Raw genomic sequence first — 18,948 nt, forward strand, 5'->3', positions numbered from 1 at the left:
GTGGTGGTGGAACAACGAAAGGGCGTCCCCGGTCAGGGACGCCCTTTCGCAATCTGCGGAGTGCAGAAGTGGATCAGTGTCGCGTCGTCACTCGCCCGGGACGATGTTGATCACGCGGCGGCCGCGGCGGGTGCCGAACTCGACGGCGCCGGCCTGCAGGGCGAAGAGGGTGTCGTCGCCGCCACGGCCCACGCCGGTGCCCGGGTGGAAGTGGGTGCCGCGCTGGCGCACGATGATCTCGCCCGCGCCGACGACCTGGCCGCCGAAGCGCTTCACGCCGAGGCGCTGGGAGTTGGAGTCACGGCCGTTCTTGGTGCTCGCAGCACCCTTCTTGTGAGCCATTGTTCAGTCCTTTGCGAACGAAGAGATGGTGGTCGACCTCGAGCGGGGCTCAGAGGGAGATGTCGGTGACCTTGACCTGGGTGTACTTCTGGCGGTGACCCTGGCGCTTCTTGTAGCCGGTCTTGTTCTTGTACTTCTGGATGATGATCTTCGGGCCCTTGGTGCGGCCGGTGACCTCGACGGTCACGCTGGCCTTGTCGAGGCCGGTCGCGGTGACCTTGTCGCCATCGACGACCATCACCACGGGCAGGGTGAGGGTGTCACCAGCTGCGCCGAGCGCGTCGATCTCGATGACGTCGCCCACGGCAACCTTCTGCTGCTTGCTGCCACTGCGCACGACTGCGTACACGGCGAGTCACTCTCCTCGATACGTTCTACGGTTGAAGACGGCTGGAAGAACTGGGGTCCTGCGCACGACACCGCCTGGACTTCTGGCGAGGTGCGGCCGCCGGGCGGGCGCGCAGGGTGGTGTGGTGAACACCGACGGTCAAGAGTACGGGATCGGGTGCCGACCGGGCAAAACGACGTCGGAACGCCTCCTCACCCGCACTCCCCACCGTCGGACGGGCTCAGCGCTTGCGTGAGCCCTTCTTCTTGATCGGGACGTGCTCGATCGCCGGCGCCTCGGACTCCGCCTCGGCGGCCGCGTCCTCGGAACCGCTCGCGAGCGGGGTGCCGACACCCGGGTCGACGTCGACCGCGACCGGCTCCACGATGCCCGATCCCGGCGGCGTGCCGGCGTCACCGATCGGCGCCGCTGCGGACAGGGTGGCCGGCGGGCCTGCCGGCCGGCTGGCGGAGCGGCGGCGCGTACGCGTCACGACCCGCGGCTTCTCGGGCTCGGCAGGCGCCTCGACGGGTGCCTCGGCGACTGCCTCCTCCGCGGGAGCCTCGACCTCCGCGACAACCTCGACCTCGGCCGGGGCCGCAGGGGTCTCGTCGGCCGGGGTCGCCTCCTGGGTGACCTCGTCCGTGGGCTCGTCCGTGGGCGCGTCCGTCGACTCGCCCGTGGGCTCGTCCGTGGGCGCGTCCGTCGACTCGCCCGTGGGCTCGTCCGTGACCTCGTCCGTGACCTCGTCCGTTGCCTCGTCCGTCGCCTCGTCGGCCGCCTTGTCGTGGCGGGCCATCGCGGCGACGTCCTTCGGGGACGGGGCGTGGTGGTGCTCGACCGGCTTGTCGCCGCCGTTCGAGCCGCCGTTCGAGTCGCCGTTGTCGTTCCCTTCGCCGGAGGCGCCGCGGCGGCCCCGTCGACGGCTGCTGCGACGGCCCTCGCCGGCGTCGTCGGACGACGAGCCCTTGCCGTTCGGGTCGACCGGCTGGTCCTTGATGACCACGCCGCGCCCGTGGCAGTGCTCGCAGTTCTCGCTGAACGCCTCGAGCAGGCCGGTGCCGATCCGCTTGCGCGTCATCTGCACCAGGCCGAGCGAGGTGACCTCGGCGACCTGGTGGCGGGTGCGGTCGCGGCCGAGGCACTCGACGAGGCGGCGCACGACGAGGTCGCGGTTGGACTCCAGGACCATGTCGATGAAGTCGACGACGATGATGCCGCCGATGTCGCGCAGCCGGAGCTGGCGCACGATCTCCTCGGCGGCCTCGAGGTTGTTCTTGGTGACGGTCTCCTCGAGGTTGCCCCCGGAGCCGGTGAACTTGCCCGTGTTGACGTCGACGACCGTCATCGCCTCGGTGCGGTCGATGATCAGCGAGCCGCCCGAGGGTAGCCAGACCTTGCGGTCGAGGCCCTTGTGGATCTGCTCGTCGATCCGGTAGGTCGAGAACACGTCGCCGGCGCCGTTGCGCTCGTACTTCTCGACGCGCTCGGCGAGGTCGGGCGCCACCGACTCGACGTAGCCGCGGACGGTGTTCCAGGCGTCGTCTCCCTCGATGACGAGCTTGGAGAAGTCCTCGGTGAAGAGGTCTCGCACCACCTTGAGCGTGAGGTCGGGCTCGCCGTAGAGCAGCTGCGGGCCGGAGCCCTTGTTGGAGGACTTCTTCTCGATCTCCTCCCAGCGCGACTTGAGCCTCTCGACGTCGCGGGTGAGCTCCTCCTCGCTCGCGCCCTCGGCCGCGGTGCGCACGATGACGCCGGCGGTGTCCGGGACGATCTCCTTCAGGAGGGTCTTGAGGCGGTTGCGCTCGGTGTCGGGGAGCTTGCGTGAGATCCCGGAGGTGGTGCCGTCCGGGACGTAGACGAGGAAGCGGCCGGCGAGGCTGACCTGGCTCGTGAGGCGGGCGCCCTTGTGGCCGATCGGGTCCTTGGTGACCTGCACCAGGACCATCTGGCCGCTGGAGAGCACCGACTCGATCTTGCGGGGCTGGCCCTCCTTGTGGCCGAGCGACTGCCAGTTGACCTCACCCGCGTAGAGCACGGCGTTGCGGCCCTTGCCGATGTCGATGAAGGCGGCCTCCATGGACGGCAGGACGTTCTGCACGCGTCCGAGGTAGACGTTGCCGATCAGCGAGGTCTGCGACTCGCGGGCGACGTAGTGCTCGACGAGGACGCGGTCCTCGAGGACACCGATCTGGGTGAGGTCGTGGCGCTGGCGGATCACCATCACGCGGTCGACCGACTCCCGGCGGGCGAGGAACTCGGCCTCGCTCACGATCGGGGCGCGGCGACGGCCGGCCTCGCGGCCCTCGCGGCGACGCTGCTTCTTCGCCTCGAGCCTGGTCGAGCCGGACACGGCCGTGATCTGGTCCTCGGCGGAGCGGCGGCTGCGGACCCGGGTGACGGTGTTGGGCTCGTCGTCGTCCGAGGCGGCGTCGTCGCCGGCGCGGCGACGCCGGCGGCGGCGGCGCGAGGTGCCGTCGCCGTCACCGTTGCCGTTGCCGTTCGCGCTGCCGTTCGCGTCACCGTTGTCGGAGGTCGCGGAGTCGCCGTCGGAGTCGGCGTCGGCGGCCTCGCCTGCGTCGTCGGAGGAGTCGGCGTCGCCGTCCTGCGACCCGTCCTGCCCCGAGTCCGAGGACTTCCGGCGGCGACGGCCGCCGCGGCGGCGACGACGACGGGCGGGGCCCTCGTCGTCGGCGTTGTCGTCGGCGTTGTCGTCGGTGCTGTCGTCGGAGGAGCCGTCGGTGTCCTCGTCGGACGAGTCGTCGGAGGAGTCGGTCGCGGCCTCGGTGGGCTCGACGCTCTCGCCGTCGGTCGGGTCGGTGGCCTCCTCGTCGGCGGCCTCGTCGTCGGGGGTGAGCTCGGCGGGCTGCTCGACGGCCTGGTCGGCCTTCTTGCCGCGCTTGCCGGACGACTTCTTGCCGGACGACTTCTTCGCGGCGGACTTCTTGGCGGCGGCCTTCTTCGCCGGAGCGGCGGCCTCGTCGGCGCCGTCGACGGACGCCTCGACGGTCGGCTCGCCGGTGGTGTCGGTGGCCGTCTCGACGGGCACGGGCGTGGGCCGCTTGCGGGCGCGTCGGGTGGTCGTGGTGACGACCGGCGCCTGGAAGAGGACGGCGTGGCCGGTGGCATCGTCGGCCGGAGCCTCGTCGGCAGGGCCCTCGCCCTCCGCGACGACCGGCTCGGGCGACGCGGTCTTCTTCGCCGCGGACTTCCTGGCGGCGGTCTTCTTCGCCGGGGCCTTGGCGGTCTTCCTCGCTGCAGCCTTCTTGGCGGGGGCGGCGACCTCGGCCGCCTCGGCCGCCTCGATGGCGGCCTCGAGCTCGGGGGCCTCGACGTCGGCGGCCGTGGCCGCCTTCTTGGCTGCTGCCTTGCGGGGCGCGGCCTTCCTGGCCGGCGCCTTCCTCGCGGCGGCCTTCTTCGCGGGCGCGGCGGGCTCCTCCGCGGCCGGCTCCGCGGCGTCTGCCGCCGGGGCATCGACGGCGGGTGCCGCGGCCGCCTTCTTCGCCGGCGCCTTGCGGGTGCGGCGCGTCACCACGGGGGGCGACGCCTCCGCCGGGGCATCGGGCGTCGGGGCGGAAGGGGCCGCGTTCGCGGCGTCGGTGCGGTCGGGCTGGTCGTCATCGAGCATGTGGTGCTCCTCGGGCGCCGATCACGGCGCCGATACGGCGTCCACCGCTCTCGCGGAACGATCCCGGGGACGCAAAGCTTCAGTGGCGGCGACTCCCTCCGCAGGAGCGTCTCGGGAGACCGGTTCGTCACCTGCCGCGGTCGCCGGGCCCGAGGATCCTCTGTCACAGGTCCTCCGGCCGCGTCGCGGTCCGGTGACGTCCACCCTCCCGGGTGCCGACCACTCGTGGTGGCCGGCGAGAACGTCGTCGGCTCGACAGGTCCCGACTCTCACCCGGGCGTCGAACGTGGCGAGTATCGCACACGCGCGGTCAACCATCCCCATACCCGGACCCCGCGCGCGTCAGCGAGCCCTCACGCGGGAGACGACAACGGGTCACCGACCTGGCACGTCCCGAGCAGCGGACCCTGGGCCAGCCGCGTCATCAGCGGGGACTCCCCCGCGGCCAGTCCGGCCACGGCCTCGAGCCCGCGCAGGACGTCGTCGGGACGTACGGCGGGGGTGCCGTGCCGCAGCACCACGTCGAGCGACGTACGACCGGGCGCGGTGTCGGCGGGCAGCACCTCGAGGGCGATCACGGCGCCGCGGGCGTCGAACTCCCGCATGCCCTTCTTGGTCATCCGCTCGACGAGGGCCTCGTCGGCGGCGAGGAAGGCCGCGACGGCGGCGAGGGTGGCGTCACGCCCACCCGCGAGGTCGATCTGCCAGCGGCTGACCTCGAGCAGGTCCGCGAGCGAGCCGCCGGGCGACTCGACCACCTCCAGCACGTCGAGGCCGGGCGGGAGCGCCTCGTCGAGCATCGCGTGCACGTCGGCGGGCACGACGACCTCGGCGAGCGCGAGCTCGAGGTACTCCGCCTCGCTCGCGGAGCCGGTCGGCGCGGCTCCGGCGTAGGAGATCCGGGGGTGGGGGTTGAAGCCCGAGGAGTACGCCATCGGCACCCGCGCGCGGAACACCGCCCGCTCGAAGGCCCGGCTGAAGTCGCGGTGGCTGGTGAAGCGGAGCCGCCCGCGCTTGGCGTAGCGGACGCGGAGGCGCTGGACGGGCGGGGCTTGCTGCTCGGGCTGCTGCTGGGGCACGTGCTCAGGCTAGACAGCCGACGGCGCAGCCGCCGAGTCGGCACGAGGCGTCGCCGCCGGTAGCATCCCGCGACGTGAATGATGTCGCGTTCGTCGTGCCCGTCTACAACGAGGCCTCCGTGATCGCCGACGTCATCGCCGACATCCGCACGGTGACCCCCCACGTCGTGTGCGTCAACGACGGCAGCCGGGACGGCTCGGCGCAGGTCATCGTGAAGGCCGGCGGCTACCTCGTGGACCACCCGATCAACATGGGCCAGGGCGCCGCGCTGCAGACCGGGATCGAGTTCGCCCGCGCGCTCCCCCAGATCCAGCGGTTCGTCACCTTCGACGCCGACGGGCAGCACCTGGTGTCCGACGCCGTGCGCATGCTGGAGCTGCTCGAGTCGGGTGAGCTCGACATCGTGCTGGGCTCGCGCTTCCTCGGTGAGACCGTCGGGGCGTCGGGCGCGAAGAAGGCGCTGCTCAAGGCCGCGGTGAAGTTCAGCAACGTCACCTCGGGCATCCGGCTCACCGACGCCCACAACGGGCTGCGGGCGTTCAACCGGCACGTCGCGGAGACGATGGAGATCACCGCACCCGACATGACGCACGCCAGCGAGATCATCGAGCTGATCGCGGCCAACAGCTACCGCTACCAGGAGGTGCCGGTGACGATCCACTACACCGACTACTCCACGAGCAAGGGCCAGGCCAGCGTCAACGCGATCAACATCGCCGTCGACACGCTCCTGCGAAGGGTGACCCGCAAGTGATCGTCGTCCAGTTCCTCCTCATCGCGGCCTTCCTCTTCCTCTTCTTCGTCGCGATCCGCAGTCGCACGGCACACAGCGTCTCGGCGTCCAAGAAGCTGCTGTTCATGGCGTTCCTCGCCGTCCTGGTCATCGCCGTGCTGGCGCCCAACCTGGTCACCGACGTCGCCAACCTCGTCGGCGTGGGCCGCGGCACCGACCTCGTCCTCTACCTCCTCGCGGTGGCGTTCGGCTTCTACGTCGTCAACGACTACCTGCGCGGCCAGGACAGCCGCCAGCAGGTGCACCGCCTCGCCCGTCGCATCGCGGTGCTCGAGGCGCTGGAGCGCTACCGCGTCGACCACCGCGACGAGACCCACCCCGAGACCGAGACCCAGGCCCGGACCGAGCCGCAGGATGATTGAGGTCTTCCTCCCGTTCTGGGGAGATCCCGCGCTCCTGCGCGCCGCGGTGGCGAGCGTGCAGGCGCAGACCGACCCCGACTGGACGCTGGTCGTCGTCGACGATCACTACCCCGACGCGTCGGTGGCCGAGTTCTTCGCCGGGCTCGGCGACGACCGCATCACCTACGTGCGCAACGAGACCAACCTCGGCATCACCGACAACTACCGCCGCTGCCTCGAGCTCGCCTCCGGGGAGTGGATGGTGTTCTTCGGGTGCGACGACCTGATGCTCCCGACGTACGTCGCGACGGTGAAGGCGGCCATCGCCTCCGCGCCGGCGGGCGTCGACATCGTGTCCCCGGGCGCGAAGGTCATCGACGGGACGGGCGCCGACGCCGACCCGCTCGTCGACCGGGTGAAGCAACGCCTCTTCGCCCCGCGCCTGGCCGGCCCGCGGGTCCTGGCCGGCGAGGAGCTCGCGGTCTCGGTGCTCCGTGGCAACTGGACCTACTGGCCCTCGCTCGCCTTCCGGGTCGAGCCGGTGCGCCGGCAGGGGTTCATCGACGGCTTCCCGCTCGTCCAGGACCTCGCCCTGCTCGTCGACCTCGCGCTCGCCGGCTCGGGGATGCTCGTGCTCCCCGACGTGGTCTTCGCCTACCGGCGCCACGCCGCGAGCGCGTCGTCCACCACGGTGGCCGACGGCGGCCGCTTCCAGGGCGAGCGCGACTACTTCGCGATCGCCGCCGAGCGCTGCGCGCGCGCCGGCTGGCCGCGTGCCACCCGGGCTGCGCGCGTCCACCTCGCCTCCCGGCTCTACGCCGTGACCCAGCTGCCCGGGGCCCTGCTCGCCCGGTCGTGGGGCTCGGCGCGCACGCTCACCCGCCACGCGGTCCGCACGCGCTAGCTAGCGCGCCCGGTCCGTCCGCCGGGCACGCCGGACGCGGCCGGCCAGGTCGACCAGCACCCGCACCAGTCGGGCCCGGGACACCAGCACGGCCCGGGGTCCGCGCGGACGCGTCGGCGTCGCGTTGTCGTCGTGGAGGCGCCGCGCCACCGTGCGCTGGTCCAGGTGGGCGATGGTGCCCGCGAGGTTGCCGTAGGTCGCCAGCCACAGGTCGTGGGACTCGACGAGGTGGTCGGGGAACGGCAGCACGACCTCGAGCGCATCGCGCCTGACGCCCATCGCGCAGCCGTAGTAGGGCCTCAGCCCAGCGATGATCCCGAGCAGGTTGGCCCACCGGCGGCGGTCGTCGCGCGGGCCAAGCCTCCAGTCGGCCTGGCCGAAGGGCCCCTGCAGCGCGTCGGGGCCGCCCAGGGTGGTGAGGTTCGTGGCGACGACCTGGTGGTCGCGCAGCGCCTCGACCATCGCGTCCCGTCGTCCGGGCAGCCACACGTCGTCCTGGTCCGAGAGCAGGACGACGTCACCGGTGGTCTCGACGATGGCGGCCTCGAAGGTGCGCACGTAGCCACGGTTGACCGGGCTCTCGACGACCCGCACCCGTGGGTCGGTGACGCTGGCGAGCACGTCTCGGGTGTCGTCGGTGGAGGCGTCGTCGACGACGACCACCTCGTCGTGGGGCGCGAGCTGCTCGAGGATCGAGGCGAGCTGCTCGGCCACGTGCCGCGCTCCGTTGTACGTCGCCATCGCGACGGAGACGCGCAGCGCAGGTCCGGCAGGGGACTCAGGCATCGACCGCCTCCGGGCGGGCGACGCGACCGGACCGGCGGATGCGCTCGAGGCCCAGGACGTGGACGGCGAGCCCGGCCAGGGGCGCCAGGCCCAGGGCGAGGCAGGTGCGGACCTCCAACGAGCCGGGGACCTGCAGGAGCGCCACGCACGCGAGGAGCGCGACGAGCCAGCCCGCGACGTACCAGCCGTAGGCGGCGAGGGCCTGCGCGCACGCACCGGTGAGGGTGAGCGCCGCGGTGCCGCCGGCAGCGAGGGTCAGGAGCGCGAGGACGGAGCCGTCGACGTCGTAGCCGGCCCCGAAGAGGAGGCTCAGCAGCCAGGGGCCGACCAGCCAGGCCAGCACCGCCCCGACAGTGGCCACCCCGACGACGAGCGCGACCAGTCGGGCCAGCAGGCGCGCGAGCCCGGAGCCGGCGCGCACGAGGTGGGAGACCGCGACGCCCTGGAGCGCGTTGAGCGGCAGCAGGACCGGGGCTCGGGTGAGCTGGATGGCGAGGAGCAGGGGTGCGGCACCGGCGTACTCCGCGCGGCCGGTCGACGAGGCCAGCAGGATCGGGAAGCCGACGACCAGCACCGCGCCGGCCCCCTGCCCCACCAGTGAGGCGGCGATGCGTCGTCCAAGGACCGAGGCGGGGACGTCTGCGTGCAGGCGCAGGGCGTCACGCACGCGCCCCGGACGGGCTGCGAGGACGAGCCAGGCGAAGGCGCCGAGCGCACTGGCGACACCCATCCCGACGACCGTCGCCGAGGCGAGCACCACCGCGACGGTGACGAGGAGTCGCAGCGTCGCCTCGCCGGCGATCACGAGGGCGGTCTGGTGCCACCACGTGTGCCCCGACGTCGCGCCGACCACGACCGAGTGCACGGAGTAGGCGACCACCGCGACCACCAGGGCCACCACGAGGAGACCGTCACTGCCGTGGAGGACCCGCTCCCGCCAGAAGGGGGTGAGGGCCGCCACCACGACGGCCGAGCACCCGGCCACGACGGCGGCGACCTGCCCCAGCGCGGGCCCGGCCGCCTGCTCGTCACGCATGGCCGCGGCGACGGACCGGGTGGTCTCCAGCGCGACCCCCGAGAGCACGCCGTAGACGGCGAACAGCGCCGAGAGGAAGGTCAGCAGGACCGTGGTCTCCGGCTTGGGCAGCACCCAGGCGGCGATGCTCATCACCAGGTAGGTGACGGCCGCCGACCACAGCGAGGCAGCCGCGACCGAGGACGCTCCGACGGCGTCTCGTCGCGACCGACTGACGGGGCCGGGTGCCGAAGACATCGTGCACTACTCTACGCACGGTGCGCAGGCCCATCCCCGCCGGGGAGACCGACGAAACCGCCGCTCCCGTGGTCGGTGCGGCGATCGCCGTGTTCCGCCCCGGGCCCGAGCTCGTGACCGGTGTCGAGGCCGTGGGGGGCCAGGTGGCCGCCGTCGTCGTGGTGGTCGACGAGCACCCCGTCTCGGGTGCGACGCGCGAGGTCGTCGACGCCTGTCGCGCCGTCGGCGCCGAGGTGGTGGAGCACCCCGCCAACCGGGGCATCGGCGCCGCGCTCAACACCGGCTCCGACCGGCTCCGCGAGCTGCGCCCCGACCTCACCGACGTGATCACCCTCGACCAGGACTCGGCCGTCCCCGACGGCTACGTCGCCGCGCTCCTCGACGCCGGCTCCACGGCGCGCACCGCCCGCGTCCGCGTCGGCATGGTCGCCCCGGACAGCGTCGGCTCGATCGTGCGACTGCCGCGGATCCCGTCGCTCCGGGCCGCACCCGACGGCGTACGGCTCGGCGGCGAGCCGATCCAGTCCGGCCTGCTGGTGCCGGTCGACGTGCTCGATCGCCTGCACGGTTTCGACGAGGCCTTGTTCATCGACGGTGTCGACACCGACTTCTACCTCCGCGCGCGCGACCTCCGGCTGCAGTGCGTCGTCGCACCCGGCACCCGGCTCGAGCACCGTCTCGGTCAGGCCGTCACGACCGGCGACGGCCGGGAGCTGCCGCTGCTCGTCGCGAGCACCTTCCGCTACCACTACCAGTGGCGCAACCTCGTGACCCTCCTGCGCCGCCACGCCGGGCGCCACCCCGGCTGGGCGGTCCTGGCGGTCGTGCGTGCCGTGCGCCACCTGGCCATCGTCACGGTCGCCGCGCCCGGTCGCGTCGCGCGGCTCCGTGAGGCGTACGCCGGTCTCCGCGCCGGCCTGCGCGGAGAGTCGGGGCCCCGATGACGACACCGTCACTGGGCCACGCGGTCAGCACCGAGCGCGTCGTCGGCACCGAGATCCGTCGCGACATCCAGGCCCTGCGAGCCGGCGCGGTCTCGATGGTGGTCGTCTACCACTTCTGGCCGGGACTGCTGCCGGGCGGCTTCGTCGGGGTCGACGTCTTCTTCGTGATCTCCGGCTACCTCATCACCAGCCACCTCCACCGCCACCCGCCGACCAGCGTGCGCGGCTTCCTGGAGTTCTGGTCGCGCCGGGTGGTGCGGCTGCTCCCGGCTGCGGCGGCCGCGATCCTCGGCACGCTCGCGCTGGTGCTGGTGACGCTCTCGAGCGCCGAGTGGCTCGACGCGGCGAAGCACGCCGTCACCTCGATGCTCTACGTCGAGAACTGGAAGCTGATCAGCGACGCGACCGACTACCTCCGCGCCGACGCCGCGCCGTCGCCGTACCAGCACTTCTGGTCGCTCTCGGTCGAGGAGCAGTTCTACCTCGCGTGGCCGTTCGTCATCGGGGTCGCGGTGCTCGCCACCCGCGGACGCGCCGTGCTGCGCGGACGGGCGATGCTCGCGGTCGTCGGGGTCGTGACGGTCGTCAGCTTCGGCTACGGGCTGGTCCTGACCGGCACCAACCCGCCGGTCGCCTACTTCGCCACCCCGGCCCGCATGTGGGAGCTCGCCCTCGGCGGTGTTCTCGCGCTGCTGCACGCGACCGGCGCCGGTCGCGGCTCCGACCGCAGCCGCACTGCGCTGGCCTGGCTCGGTGTCGCAGGCCTCGCCGCCAGCTGCGCGCTCATCACCGGCACCACCCCGTTCCCGGGCTGGGCCGCCCTGCTGCCGACCCTCTCCGCGGTTGCGCTGCTCCACGCCGGCGATCCCGAGGGCCGCTTCACCCTGCGCCCCGTGATGCACGCGCGTCCCGTGCAGCTGGTCGGCGACGTCTCCTACGCGGCCTACCTCTGGCACTGGCCCCTGGTCCTGCTCGTGCCGGTGGCCATCGCGCCCGACGGTCTCGCCCACGACATCGTCAAGGTCGCGCTGCTCCCGGTCATCGTGCTCGTCGCCTGGATCAGCACGTTCCACCTGGAGAACCCGCTCCGCCGGGTGCCTCCCGGCGGCTCGCTGCGGCGCCGGGCGCTGGTGTGCCTCGTGGTGTGCACCGGGCTGGTGCTCGGCTCGGCCCTCGTCGTGCGCACGGTCGTCGACCGCCGGCTCGACGCGGTGCAGGCGCGCGTCGACCGGCTCACCAGCCAGGTCGGCGCCACCCCCTGCCTCGGTGCCGCGGCGCTCGACCCCGGTGCCGACTGCGACCCGGACGCACCGCTCGTCACGACGCCCGACTTCGCCCGCACCGACATCCCGAGCACGATCCGCGTCGGCGAGTGCCTCAACTGGCCGCCGTTCGCCGACGCCGTGGTCAGCTGCGGCTTCGGCGACACCTCCGACCCCACCCGCAAGATCGCGCTCCTCGGCAACTCCCACGCCGGCCACCTCATGCCGCCCCTCGAGGCGGTCGGCGAGGCCGAGGGCTGGCAGGTCGACTCGTTCGTCATCGGGGTGTGCCAGCCGTCGGTCGAGGACGTGCCGCACCCCGAGCCGGTGTCGGGGGTCTCACCCGAGCAGCTCACCGCCGACTGCGAGCGCCTCAACCAGGAGGCCCTCGACCGGATCACCTCTGACGGGTACTCGCTCGTGGTGATGTCGACGCTCGACCAGGACCCCGCCCACATGCAGTGGCGCGACAACATCTACCGGAGCACCCTGGCGACGATCACCGACGCGGACGTCCCGGTCCTCGTCGTGCGCGACACGCCCGCCTCGATGAACCAGGAGCAGGACACGCCGACCTGCCTGGGCCTCCACGCCGACGACCCGACGGCCTGCGACGGCACCCCGCAGGAGTGGATCCGGCAGGACCCCCTCACGGTCGCCGCCCAGCGCAGCGACTCCCCGCTCGTGCACCGCGTCGACCTCAACCGGCACATCTGCACCGACACCACGTGCCCGGCCGTGGTCGGCGGGATCATCACCTACGCCGACTTCAACCACCTCTCGGCGACGTTCTCCCGCACCCTCGCGCCCTACCTCGGCGCGGCGATGCTGCGGGCCCTGGCGAGCGGTTGAGGACGTCGGTCCGCCCGCCGGTAGGGTGAGCGCCATGCTTGCACGGGACGTGGGAAAGCGTCTCGGACGCGCGAACGCACTGGTGATCGGCATGATCGTGGTGCTCTCCGGCCTCTTCGTCGGCATGCACGTCCACGGCTACACCACGCTGAGCCCCGTCGACGAGCTCCAGCACATCGACTACCTCGACCGGGCGCCCGGCCACCCCGAGCCGGACGACCGCGTGGGCCAGTACGCCCTGCACCAGCAGGTGTGCCGCGGCATCGACGCGCCCGGCTTCGCGCCGCCCGGCTGCGTGCGAGGACGTCTGGACCCGAAGATCTTCCAGGAGAGCGGCTTCAACACCGCTGCCATCTACACCCCGCTCTACTACACGGTCACCAAGGTCGCAGCGGGCGCGATCAGCCTCGTGACGCCGCTCGACGACCTGGTGACGACGGGCCGCCTCGCCGGCGCCGCCTGGCTGGCGCTCGGCGCGATCCTGGTCTTCGCCGTCGGCCGTCGCCGCGGGCTCGATCGTGGGCCGCTCGCGGCGCTCTGCGCCCTGCTGGTGTCGGCCCCGGCCCTGCTCTACCCCTCCTCGACCATCGCGCCGGACGCCTCGGCACTCGCCGCCGGCGCGGGACTGCTGCTCGCCCTGACCTGGTGGGAGGAGCGGCCGTCGTGGCGGCGCGCCGCGCTGCTCGTCGGCCTGGCCGCGGTCGTCGCGCTGGTGAAGCTGACCTACCTCTGCGTCGTGGCGGTCATCGCCCTCTACCTCCTGATCAGGTGGGTGCGCGACCTCCGGCGCGGGGAGCGTGCGCACGGGACGATCGTCGTCGCCGTGGCGGGCGCGGTGACTGCGCTCGTGGCCGCCTTCGCGTGGACGGCATACGTCGCCACGCTGCCGCAGATCACCGAGGCCGAGCTGCCCACCATGGCCACGCAGTTCAAGGTGGCCGACTTCCCGTGGGCGGGCCTGGCCGACAGCATCTTCGTGCTCGTCCAGCCCTTCACGAACCCCTGGGTCGTCGTGGGCAACGCCCAGCTGACGGCACTCACCTGCACGATCGGCTCGCTGGTCCTCACCTCGGGCACCGTCGCCGCCGCGGTCTTCGGCGTCGGCCAGGAGCGCGAGCGCGACCTGGCCCGGGCCACCCTCGTCGGCGCGCTGGTCACCGGTGCCGGCCTCGTGGTGATGGCCTACGTCACCTCGGGCTCCTACGTCCCGATCCCGTCGCGCTACGGCGCAGCGCTGGCGGCGCCGCTCGTGCTGAGCACCGCCGCGTGCGTGCGCTCCCGCTCCGCCACCGCGATCCTGGCGGGCCTCGCCGCCGTCTCGGTCGTGCTCACGTTCGTGCGGCTCGTCGGGATCTCCTAGCCGAGGTCGTCGCGCCGGGGCCGGTCAGGCTGTCGGTCGCGCCCGGAAGGCGAAGGCCATGTAGGACAGGTCGCCGATGACCTTCGCGACCACCTTCGACGTGCGCGGGAAGCGCGCGTTGCCCATCGCCACCACCGGGAAGAACGCGTCGACCTCGTAGCCGGACGAGCGGAACAGGTCGTGGGCGCTCGAGCGGGTGAAGAAGCGCAGGTGGGTGCGGTCGAGCAGGCCCGAGTCGACGTAGTCGAAGCGCCCGCGCACCGTGAGGTCGACGAGGAACGGGAGGTGGCGCACGTTGGGCAGCTCGCCGACGATGCAGCCGTCGGGTGCCAGCCGCTCCCGCGTCGCCCGCAGCGCGGCCCACGGGTCCACCATGTGCTCGAGCACGTGGTTGAAGCTGACGCAGTCGAACGTGCCGGGCACCTCGCCGAGCGCGTCGGGGTAGAACCCGTGGGTCACCCCGGTCAGGCGGGTGGCAGCGGCGTCGGCGTCGAGGTCGTGCGGCTCGATCCCCCACACCTCGCGACCGGTCTTGCGGGCCAGCAGGGCTGCGCCGAAGGTGCCGTCGTTGCACCCGACGTCGAGCACGCGCCCGGCCGACGCGGGCACGAGGTCGGCGACGTGGCTGCGGGTCTCGGACCAGTACGGCGAGTCGGTGCCGGCGAAGGCCTCGGTCACTCCCTTGGTCGGATCGGGGCCGTCGGCTCGCTGGGACATGGCCCGAACACTAGTCGGACGGTGCGCGCGACCGCGGCCCCGGACGGGTCGGCACGAAGCGGCGTCACCTAGACTTCCGGCGCGTGGGGGGTCATCCAGAGCTGTCGGCGACCTCCACCGAGCAGGTCGTCGGCACGCAGATCCGGCGCGACATCCAGGCCCTCCGCGCCGTGGCCGTGTCGATGGTCATCGTCTACCACTTCTGGCCGACCGTCCTCCCGGGCGGCTTCGTCGGCGTCGACGTCTTCTTCGTCATCTCCGGCTACCTCATCACCAGCCACCTCGTGCGTCACCCGCCGACGAGCGTCCGCGGCTTCACCGAGTTCTGGTCCCGTCGCGTCGTCCGCCTCATCCCGGCGGCCGCCGCGGCGATGCTCGGCACCCTGGCCCTGGTGCTGCTCACCCAGTCCGGCGCCGAGTGGCTGCTCGCCGCGAAGCACGCGGCGGCGTCGATGCTCTACGTCGAGAACTGGCTGCTGATCCGCGACGCCACGGACTACCTCCGCGCCGACGCCGAGCCGTCGCCGTTCCAGCACTTCTGGTCGCTGTCGGTCGAGGAGCAGTTCTACCTCGTCTGGCCCTTCCTCATCGGCGTCGCCGTGCTCGCCACCCGGCGTCGCCCCGCGCTGCGCCTCCGCGCGATGCTGGCCGTCGTCGTGCTGGCTGCCGTCGCGAGCTTCGGCTACGGCCTCCACCTCACGTGGTCCAACCCGCCGGCGGCCTACTTCGCCAGCCCGGCCCGGATGTGGGAGCTCGCGATCGGTGGGGCCCTCGCGCTGGTCCACGCGCTGCGCCCGGGCCGGGGGCCGGAGAACGTCCGGGCGGCGCTGTCGTGGGCGGGGTTCTGCGGGCTCGCGCTGAGCTGCGTGCTGATCACCGGTAGCACGCCGTTCCCCGGCTGGGCCGCCCTGCTGCCGACGGTGGCCACGCTCGCGCTGCTGCACGCCGGCGACCCCGACGGCCGGTTCACGCTGCGCCGGCTGATGCACGCGCGGCCCGTCCAGCTCGTCGGCGACGTGTCCTACGCGGCGTACCTCTGGCACTGGCCCCTCGTCCTGCTCGTGCCACCCGCCCTGGCCTCCGGCACGGCCGCGGAGACCGCGGTGAAGCTGGCTCTCCTGCCCGTGCTGGCCGTGGTGTCGTGGATCAGCACGGTCCACCTCGAGAACCCGCTCCGCCGCGTACGACGTGGCGGCTCCCTGCGGCTGCGCGCCGTGGTCTGCCTGGTGCCGAGCACCGTGCTCGTCCTCGGGGCGGCGTTCGCGCTGCACACCGTGGTGGTGCAGCGCAACGACGCCGTGCAGGCGCGGATCGACGCCCTGACGGCCGGCGTCCGCGCCCAGCCGTGCGTGGGCGCCGCCGCGATGGAGAAGGGTGCCGACTGCGACCCGGACGCCCCGATGGTCACGACCCCCGAGTTCGCCCGGACCGACATCCCGACGACGATCCAGGCCGGCAAGTGCCTCAACTGGCCGCCGTTCGGCGACCTGGTCTCGTGCAGCTTCGGCGACCTGGAGCGGCCGGAGCTGAAGGTCGCGGTCCTCGGCAACTCCCACGCCGGCCACCTCGTCCCGGCGCTGGAGGCGATCGCGAAGGAGGAGCACTGGCAGGTCGACACCTACGCGGTCGGCGTGTGCCAGCCGACGACCGAGCCGGTGCCCGTGCCCGACCCGGTCAACGGCGTCTCCACCGAGCAGATCCTCCGGGACTGCGAGCGCCTCACCCAGGAGGAGTTCGACGGCATCACGAGCGGCGACTACTCCCTCGTCGTGGCCTCGACGATGGACCTCGAGCCGTCGCACGAGGTGCCGGCCACCAACGTCTACGCGAGCACCCTGGAGACGCTCACCGACGCCGGCATCCCTGTGCTCGTGGTGCGCGACACCCCGGCGCCGCTCGACTTCTCGCAGGACACCCCGACCTGCCTCGGCGTCAACGCCTCCGACCCGAGCCTGTGCGACGGCACGCCCGCCACGTGGATCCGGCAGGACCCCCTGACCTCGGCGGCCGAGGAGAGCGACTCACCGCTCGTGCACCGGGTCGACCTGAACCGGTTCGTGTGCACGAGGACGGTGTGCCCGGCCGTCATCGGCGGGATCATCGTCTACGCCGACTTCAACCACTTCACCAGCTCGTTCTCCCGCACGCTCGCGCCCTACCTCGGGCGCGCGATGCTCAAGGCGATGTCCGCGTCCTGACCTGCGGGCCGGCCGGCCCGGGGGCGTACGTGCTGCCTACGCGCGGGCCTGCTTGCCGGCGCGCTTGCGGACCGGCGCCGGCCTGGACTCGACCAGCTGCATGTCGAGCAGCCGGTGCGGGTCGAGCATCGGCGAGGCCAGCGCGGCCGGGGTGAAGCGGTCGACGTCGGGCACGCCCCAGCGGCGTACGACGACGTGGCGCTCCCATGCCTGCACGGTGCCGTCGCGCGTCTGCGACTCGAAGTGGAAGAGCTCGCAGTTGGCGACCCAGACCGTGCGGTAGCCGTGGTGGGCGACCTTGTAGCAGAAGTCGACGTCGTTGAAGTTCGACGGCAGCGCCTCGGTGAAACCGCCGATCTCGAGGAACACCTCACGCCGGATGGCGGCGCAGGCGGCGGTGACACCGGTGACCTCGCGGTTGACCGCCAGCTCGCCGAAGGGACCGGGGTCCTGGCGGGTCCGGAATCGGAACGGGTGGTGGTAGTGCTTGTTCCAGTAGCCGTGGCAGGCGTGCTGGATCGAGCTGTCGCTGAAGTAGAGCTTGGCGCCGGTGAGGCCCACGTCTGGCTCGTCGAGCGGGCCGACGAGGTTCTCGAGCCAGCGCTCGCTGATCACCTCGACGTCGTCGTTGAGGAAGACCAGCCGCTCCCCCGTCGCGTGGAGCGCGCCGACGTTGCACTTCTCCGAGAAGTTGAACGGCTTCTCGAACTCGACCAGCACGAGCTTGTCCCCGGCGATCTCGCGCAGCCGGTCGAGCACCGCGGGGGGCGTCGGGGTGTCGTGCACGACGACCACCTCGACGTCGTCGTGGTCGGTCAGCGCCAGGGCCGTGCGGACCGTCTCCTCCACCAGCACGCGACGCTCGCCGAACACCAGCGCGGACCCTCCCAGCGTCGGGATCACGATCGAGACGCGGACGGCGGGGTCCAGCTCGCGCTGGATCACGTAGCGGCCGGGCTCGGCGCCCTGCTCGACCCGTCCCCTGATGCCGAGGCGGTCGAGCTGGTCCTGCACGGCGCGCTGCCCGGCGATCGTGGCGTAGGGCTTGGCGCCGATGTCGGCGGCGGCGGAGCCGGCGATCGCGCGCCAGTGGTAGAGCACCTTCGGCACGTGGACGACGCGACGGGCGCGCTCGCTCACCCGCAGGGCGAGGTCGTGGTCCTGGGAGCCGTCGTAGCCCTCGCGGAGGCCGCCGACCTCGCGGACGAGCGACGTGCGCATCACCGACAGGTGCGAGGTGTACATCTGGCCCCGCAGCCGCTCGGGCGACCAGTCCGGCTTGGGGAACGGCGAGTGGAGGGTGCCGTCCGCGTCGGCCTTGTCCTCGTCGGAGTAGAGGTAGTCGACGTCGTCGTGGGCGGCGACCTGGCGTGCCATCACCGCGAGGGCATCCGGGGTGAGGAGGTCGTCGTGGTCGACGAAGGCGATGAACTCACCGCGCGCAGCGTCGACGCCGTCGTTGGTCGCGCGCACGATGTGGCCGTTGTCGGCGCGCTCGACCAGGCGGATCCGGGGGTCGGTGGCGGCCTGCTCGCGGATCCAGTCGCGCACCTTCGGCGACGGCGACGCGTCGTCGACGAGGATCCACTCCCAGTCGGGGAGCTCCTGGGCGACGACCGACGCGAAGGTCTCGCGGAAGACCTTGAGCGGGGGCTCGTAGACGGGCGTGACGATCGAGAAGAGGGGTGCGCTCATCGGCGCGGGCCCCGCAGCCGGCGGGCGACCCGGCGCGCGAGGGACGGACGAGCGGCCTCCAGCTCGCCGACGCGGCGGGTGAGGGCGGCGTTGCGCTTCCGTGCGGTCGCGAGCCGGTCCTGGAGCTCGGTGATGCGCTTGGCCTGGGCCTGCTTGCGCTGGGCGAGGCGCTTGGCGCGGGCGCTCTCGCGCCGCAGCTCGGTGGTGAGCCGGAGGATGTCGGCGTTCTGGCGGCCGACCTCGGCCTCGATGCCGACGACGTGGTCGCGGCTGACCAGGGCCGCCTGGCGGGCCTCCAGCAGCTCGCGCCGGAGCTCCTCCACCTGCGCGGCGAGCGTGGCCCCTGCGTCGTCCGCCGTGACCAGGCCGGCGGCCTGGCCCTGCTGCTCGTCACCCATCGTGTTCCTGTCCGTGTCCTGCGGTCACTGCCCTGCGACGCCGGTGC

16 protein-coding genes are annotated in these 18,948 nt (G+C 72.7%); 7 read left to right on the forward strand and 9 right to left on the reverse strand.

Annotated features, from left to right (window positions below):
- Positions 1 to 87 precede the first annotated feature (87 nt).
- The 4 genes from rpmA to BLV76_RS00510 all read right to left on the reverse strand — a co-directional run bounded on the left by rpmA (position 88) and on the right by BLV76_RS00510 (position 5,377).
- Entirely contained in the window at positions 88 to 342 is a 255-nt protein-coding gene (rpmA, locus tag BLV76_RS00495) for a 50S ribosomal protein L27 (RefSeq protein WP_090967377.1), read from the reverse strand.
- A gap of 49 nt (positions 343 to 391) precedes the next feature.
- Positions 392 to 691 carry a 50S ribosomal protein L21 gene (gene rplU, locus BLV76_RS00500; RefSeq protein WP_090967378.1) on the reverse strand — a complete coding sequence of 100 codons (300 nt, stop codon included), beginning with the start codon at positions 689 to 691 and terminating at the stop codon, positions 392 to 394.
- Positions 692 to 911: 220 nt separating this feature from the next.
- A complete protein-coding gene (locus tag BLV76_RS00505; protein WP_090967379.1) occupies positions 912 to 4,298 on the reverse strand; it encodes an Rne/Rng family ribonuclease in 3,387 nt (1,128 codons plus the stop codon).
- A 353-nt stretch (positions 4,299 to 4,651) separates the two neighbouring features.
- Positions 4,652 to 5,377, reverse strand: coding sequence for a TIGR03936 family radical SAM-associated protein (locus tag BLV76_RS00510; protein WP_090967380.1), 726 nt, complete (start codon positions 5,375 to 5,377; stop codon positions 4,652 to 4,654).
- Between the two features lie 74 nt (positions 5,378 to 5,451).
- Here BLV76_RS00510 and BLV76_RS00515 point away from each other — a divergent pair, with 74 nt between their 5' ends.
- From BLV76_RS00515 to BLV76_RS00525, 3 genes are read left to right on the forward strand one after another with little or no spacing between them, the layout of a single operon-like run.
- Entirely contained in the window at positions 5,452 to 6,132 is a 681-nt protein-coding gene (locus tag BLV76_RS00515; RefSeq protein ID WP_090967381.1) for a glycosyltransferase family 2 protein, read from the forward strand.
- Positions 6,129 to 6,533 carry a DUF2304 domain-containing protein gene (locus BLV76_RS00520; protein ID WP_090967382.1) on the forward strand — a complete coding sequence of 135 codons (405 nt, stop codon included), beginning with the start codon at positions 6,129 to 6,131 and terminating at the stop codon, positions 6,531 to 6,533. Before BLV76_RS00515 ends, BLV76_RS00520 begins: the two co-directional genes overlap by 4 nt.
- Entirely contained in the window at positions 6,526 to 7,416 is an 891-nt protein-coding gene (locus BLV76_RS00525; protein ID WP_090967383.1) for a glycosyltransferase family 2 protein, read from the forward strand. Before BLV76_RS00520 ends, BLV76_RS00525 begins: the two co-directional genes overlap by 8 nt.
- On the opposite strand, the gene BLV76_RS23255 is transcribed toward BLV76_RS00525, so the two are convergent.
- Entirely contained in the window at positions 7,417 to 8,202 is a 786-nt protein-coding gene (locus BLV76_RS23255) for a glycosyltransferase (protein WP_217630217.1), read from the reverse strand.
- A complete protein-coding gene (locus BLV76_RS00535; protein ID WP_090967384.1) occupies positions 8,195 to 9,475 on the reverse strand; it encodes a hypothetical protein in 1,281 nt (426 codons plus the stop codon). Before BLV76_RS00535 ends, BLV76_RS23255 begins: the two co-directional genes overlap by 8 nt.
- Before the next feature lie 20 nt (positions 9,476 to 9,495).
- Between BLV76_RS00535 and BLV76_RS00540 the strand changes: the two genes are divergently transcribed.
- From BLV76_RS00540 to BLV76_RS00550, 3 genes are read left to right on the forward strand one after another with little or no spacing between them, the layout of a single operon-like run.
- The gene (locus BLV76_RS00540; RefSeq protein ID WP_139306417.1) at positions 9,496 to 10,419 is read left to right on the forward strand and encodes a glycosyltransferase family protein; all 924 of its coding nucleotides are present in this window, start codon (positions 9,496 to 9,498) and stop codon (positions 10,417 to 10,419) included.
- Positions 10,416 to 12,533, forward strand: a complete 2,118-nt coding sequence (locus tag BLV76_RS00545; RefSeq protein WP_090967386.1) for an acyltransferase family protein — start codon at positions 10,416 to 10,418, stop codon at positions 12,531 to 12,533. Before BLV76_RS00540 ends, BLV76_RS00545 begins: the two co-directional genes overlap by 4 nt.
- A gap of 34 nt (positions 12,534 to 12,567) precedes the next feature.
- Complete coding sequence (locus tag BLV76_RS00550; RefSeq protein WP_139306418.1) at positions 12,568 to 13,893, forward strand: hypothetical protein; 1,326 nt, start codon at positions 12,568 to 12,570, stop codon at positions 13,891 to 13,893.
- A 24-nt stretch (positions 13,894 to 13,917) separates the two neighbouring features.
- On the opposite strand, the gene BLV76_RS00555 is transcribed toward BLV76_RS00550, so the two are convergent.
- Entirely contained in the window at positions 13,918 to 14,610 is a 693-nt protein-coding gene (locus tag BLV76_RS00555; RefSeq protein ID WP_090967388.1) for a class I SAM-dependent methyltransferase, read from the reverse strand.
- 83 nt (positions 14,611 to 14,693) lie between these two features.
- On the opposite strand from BLV76_RS00555, the gene BLV76_RS00560 reads away from it, so the two are divergent.
- Positions 14,694 to 16,808 (forward strand): acyltransferase family protein, encoded by a 2,115-nt coding sequence (locus BLV76_RS00560; RefSeq protein ID WP_090967389.1) that lies wholly within the window; start codon positions 14,694 to 14,696, stop codon positions 16,806 to 16,808.
- A 36-nt stretch (positions 16,809 to 16,844) separates the two neighbouring features.
- On the opposite strand, the gene BLV76_RS00565 is transcribed toward BLV76_RS00560, so the two are convergent.
- Together BLV76_RS00565 and BLV76_RS00570 are read right to left on the reverse strand one after the other, a co-directional pair.
- Positions 16,845 to 18,503 (reverse strand): glycosyltransferase family 2 protein, encoded by a 1,659-nt coding sequence (locus BLV76_RS00565; protein WP_090967390.1) that lies wholly within the window; start codon positions 18,501 to 18,503, stop codon positions 16,845 to 16,847.
- Positions 18,500 to 18,901, reverse strand: a complete 402-nt coding sequence (locus BLV76_RS00570) for a hypothetical protein (protein WP_090967391.1) — start codon at positions 18,899 to 18,901, stop codon at positions 18,500 to 18,502. The genes BLV76_RS00565 and BLV76_RS00570 overlap by 4 nt, the downstream gene beginning before the upstream one ends.
- Between the last annotated feature and the right edge of the window lie 47 nt (positions 18,902 to 18,948).

This window comes from Nocardioides exalbidus (assembly GCF_900105585.1).
Classification (GTDB): Bacteria; Actinomycetota; Actinomycetes; order Propionibacteriales; family Nocardioidaceae; genus Nocardioides; species Nocardioides exalbidus.

Bases quoted from the DNA above. Each gene is read 5' to 3' on its own strand.
- BLV76_RS00525 (WP_090967383.1), top strand. From the start codon at position 6,526: ATGATTGAGGTCTTCCTCCCGTTCTGGGGAGATCCCGCGCTCCTGCGC.
- BLV76_RS00565 (WP_090967390.1), bottom strand. From the start codon at position 18,503: ATGAGCGCACCCCTCTTCTCGATCGTCACGCCCGTCTACGAGCCCCCG.
- BLV76_RS00550 (WP_139306418.1), top strand. From the start codon at position 12,568: ATGCTTGCACGGGACGTGGGAAAGCGTCTCGGACGCGCGAACGCACTG.
- rpmA (WP_090967377.1), bottom strand. From the start codon at position 342: ATGGCTCACAAGAAGGGTGCTGCGAGCACCAAGAACGGCCGTGACTCC.
- BLV76_RS00555 (WP_090967388.1), bottom strand. From the start codon at position 14,610: ATGTCCCAGCGAGCCGACGGCCCCGATCCGACCAAGGGAGTGACCGAG.
- BLV76_RS00505 (WP_090967379.1), bottom strand. From the start codon at position 4,298: ATGCTCGATGACGACCAGCCCGACCGCACCGACGCCGCGAACGCGGCC.
- BLV76_RS00535 (WP_090967384.1), bottom strand. From the start codon at position 9,475: ATGTCTTCGGCACCCGGCCCCGTCAGTCGGTCGCGACGAGACGCCGTC.
- BLV76_RS00545 (WP_090967386.1), top strand. From the start codon at position 10,416: ATGACGACACCGTCACTGGGCCACGCGGTCAGCACCGAGCGCGTCGTC.
- BLV76_RS00570 (WP_090967391.1), bottom strand. From the start codon at position 18,901: ATGGGTGACGAGCAGCAGGGCCAGGCCGCCGGCCTGGTCACGGCGGAC.
- BLV76_RS23255 (WP_217630217.1), bottom strand. From the start codon at position 8,202: ATGCCTGAGTCCCCTGCCGGACCTGCGCTGCGCGTCTCCGTCGCGATG.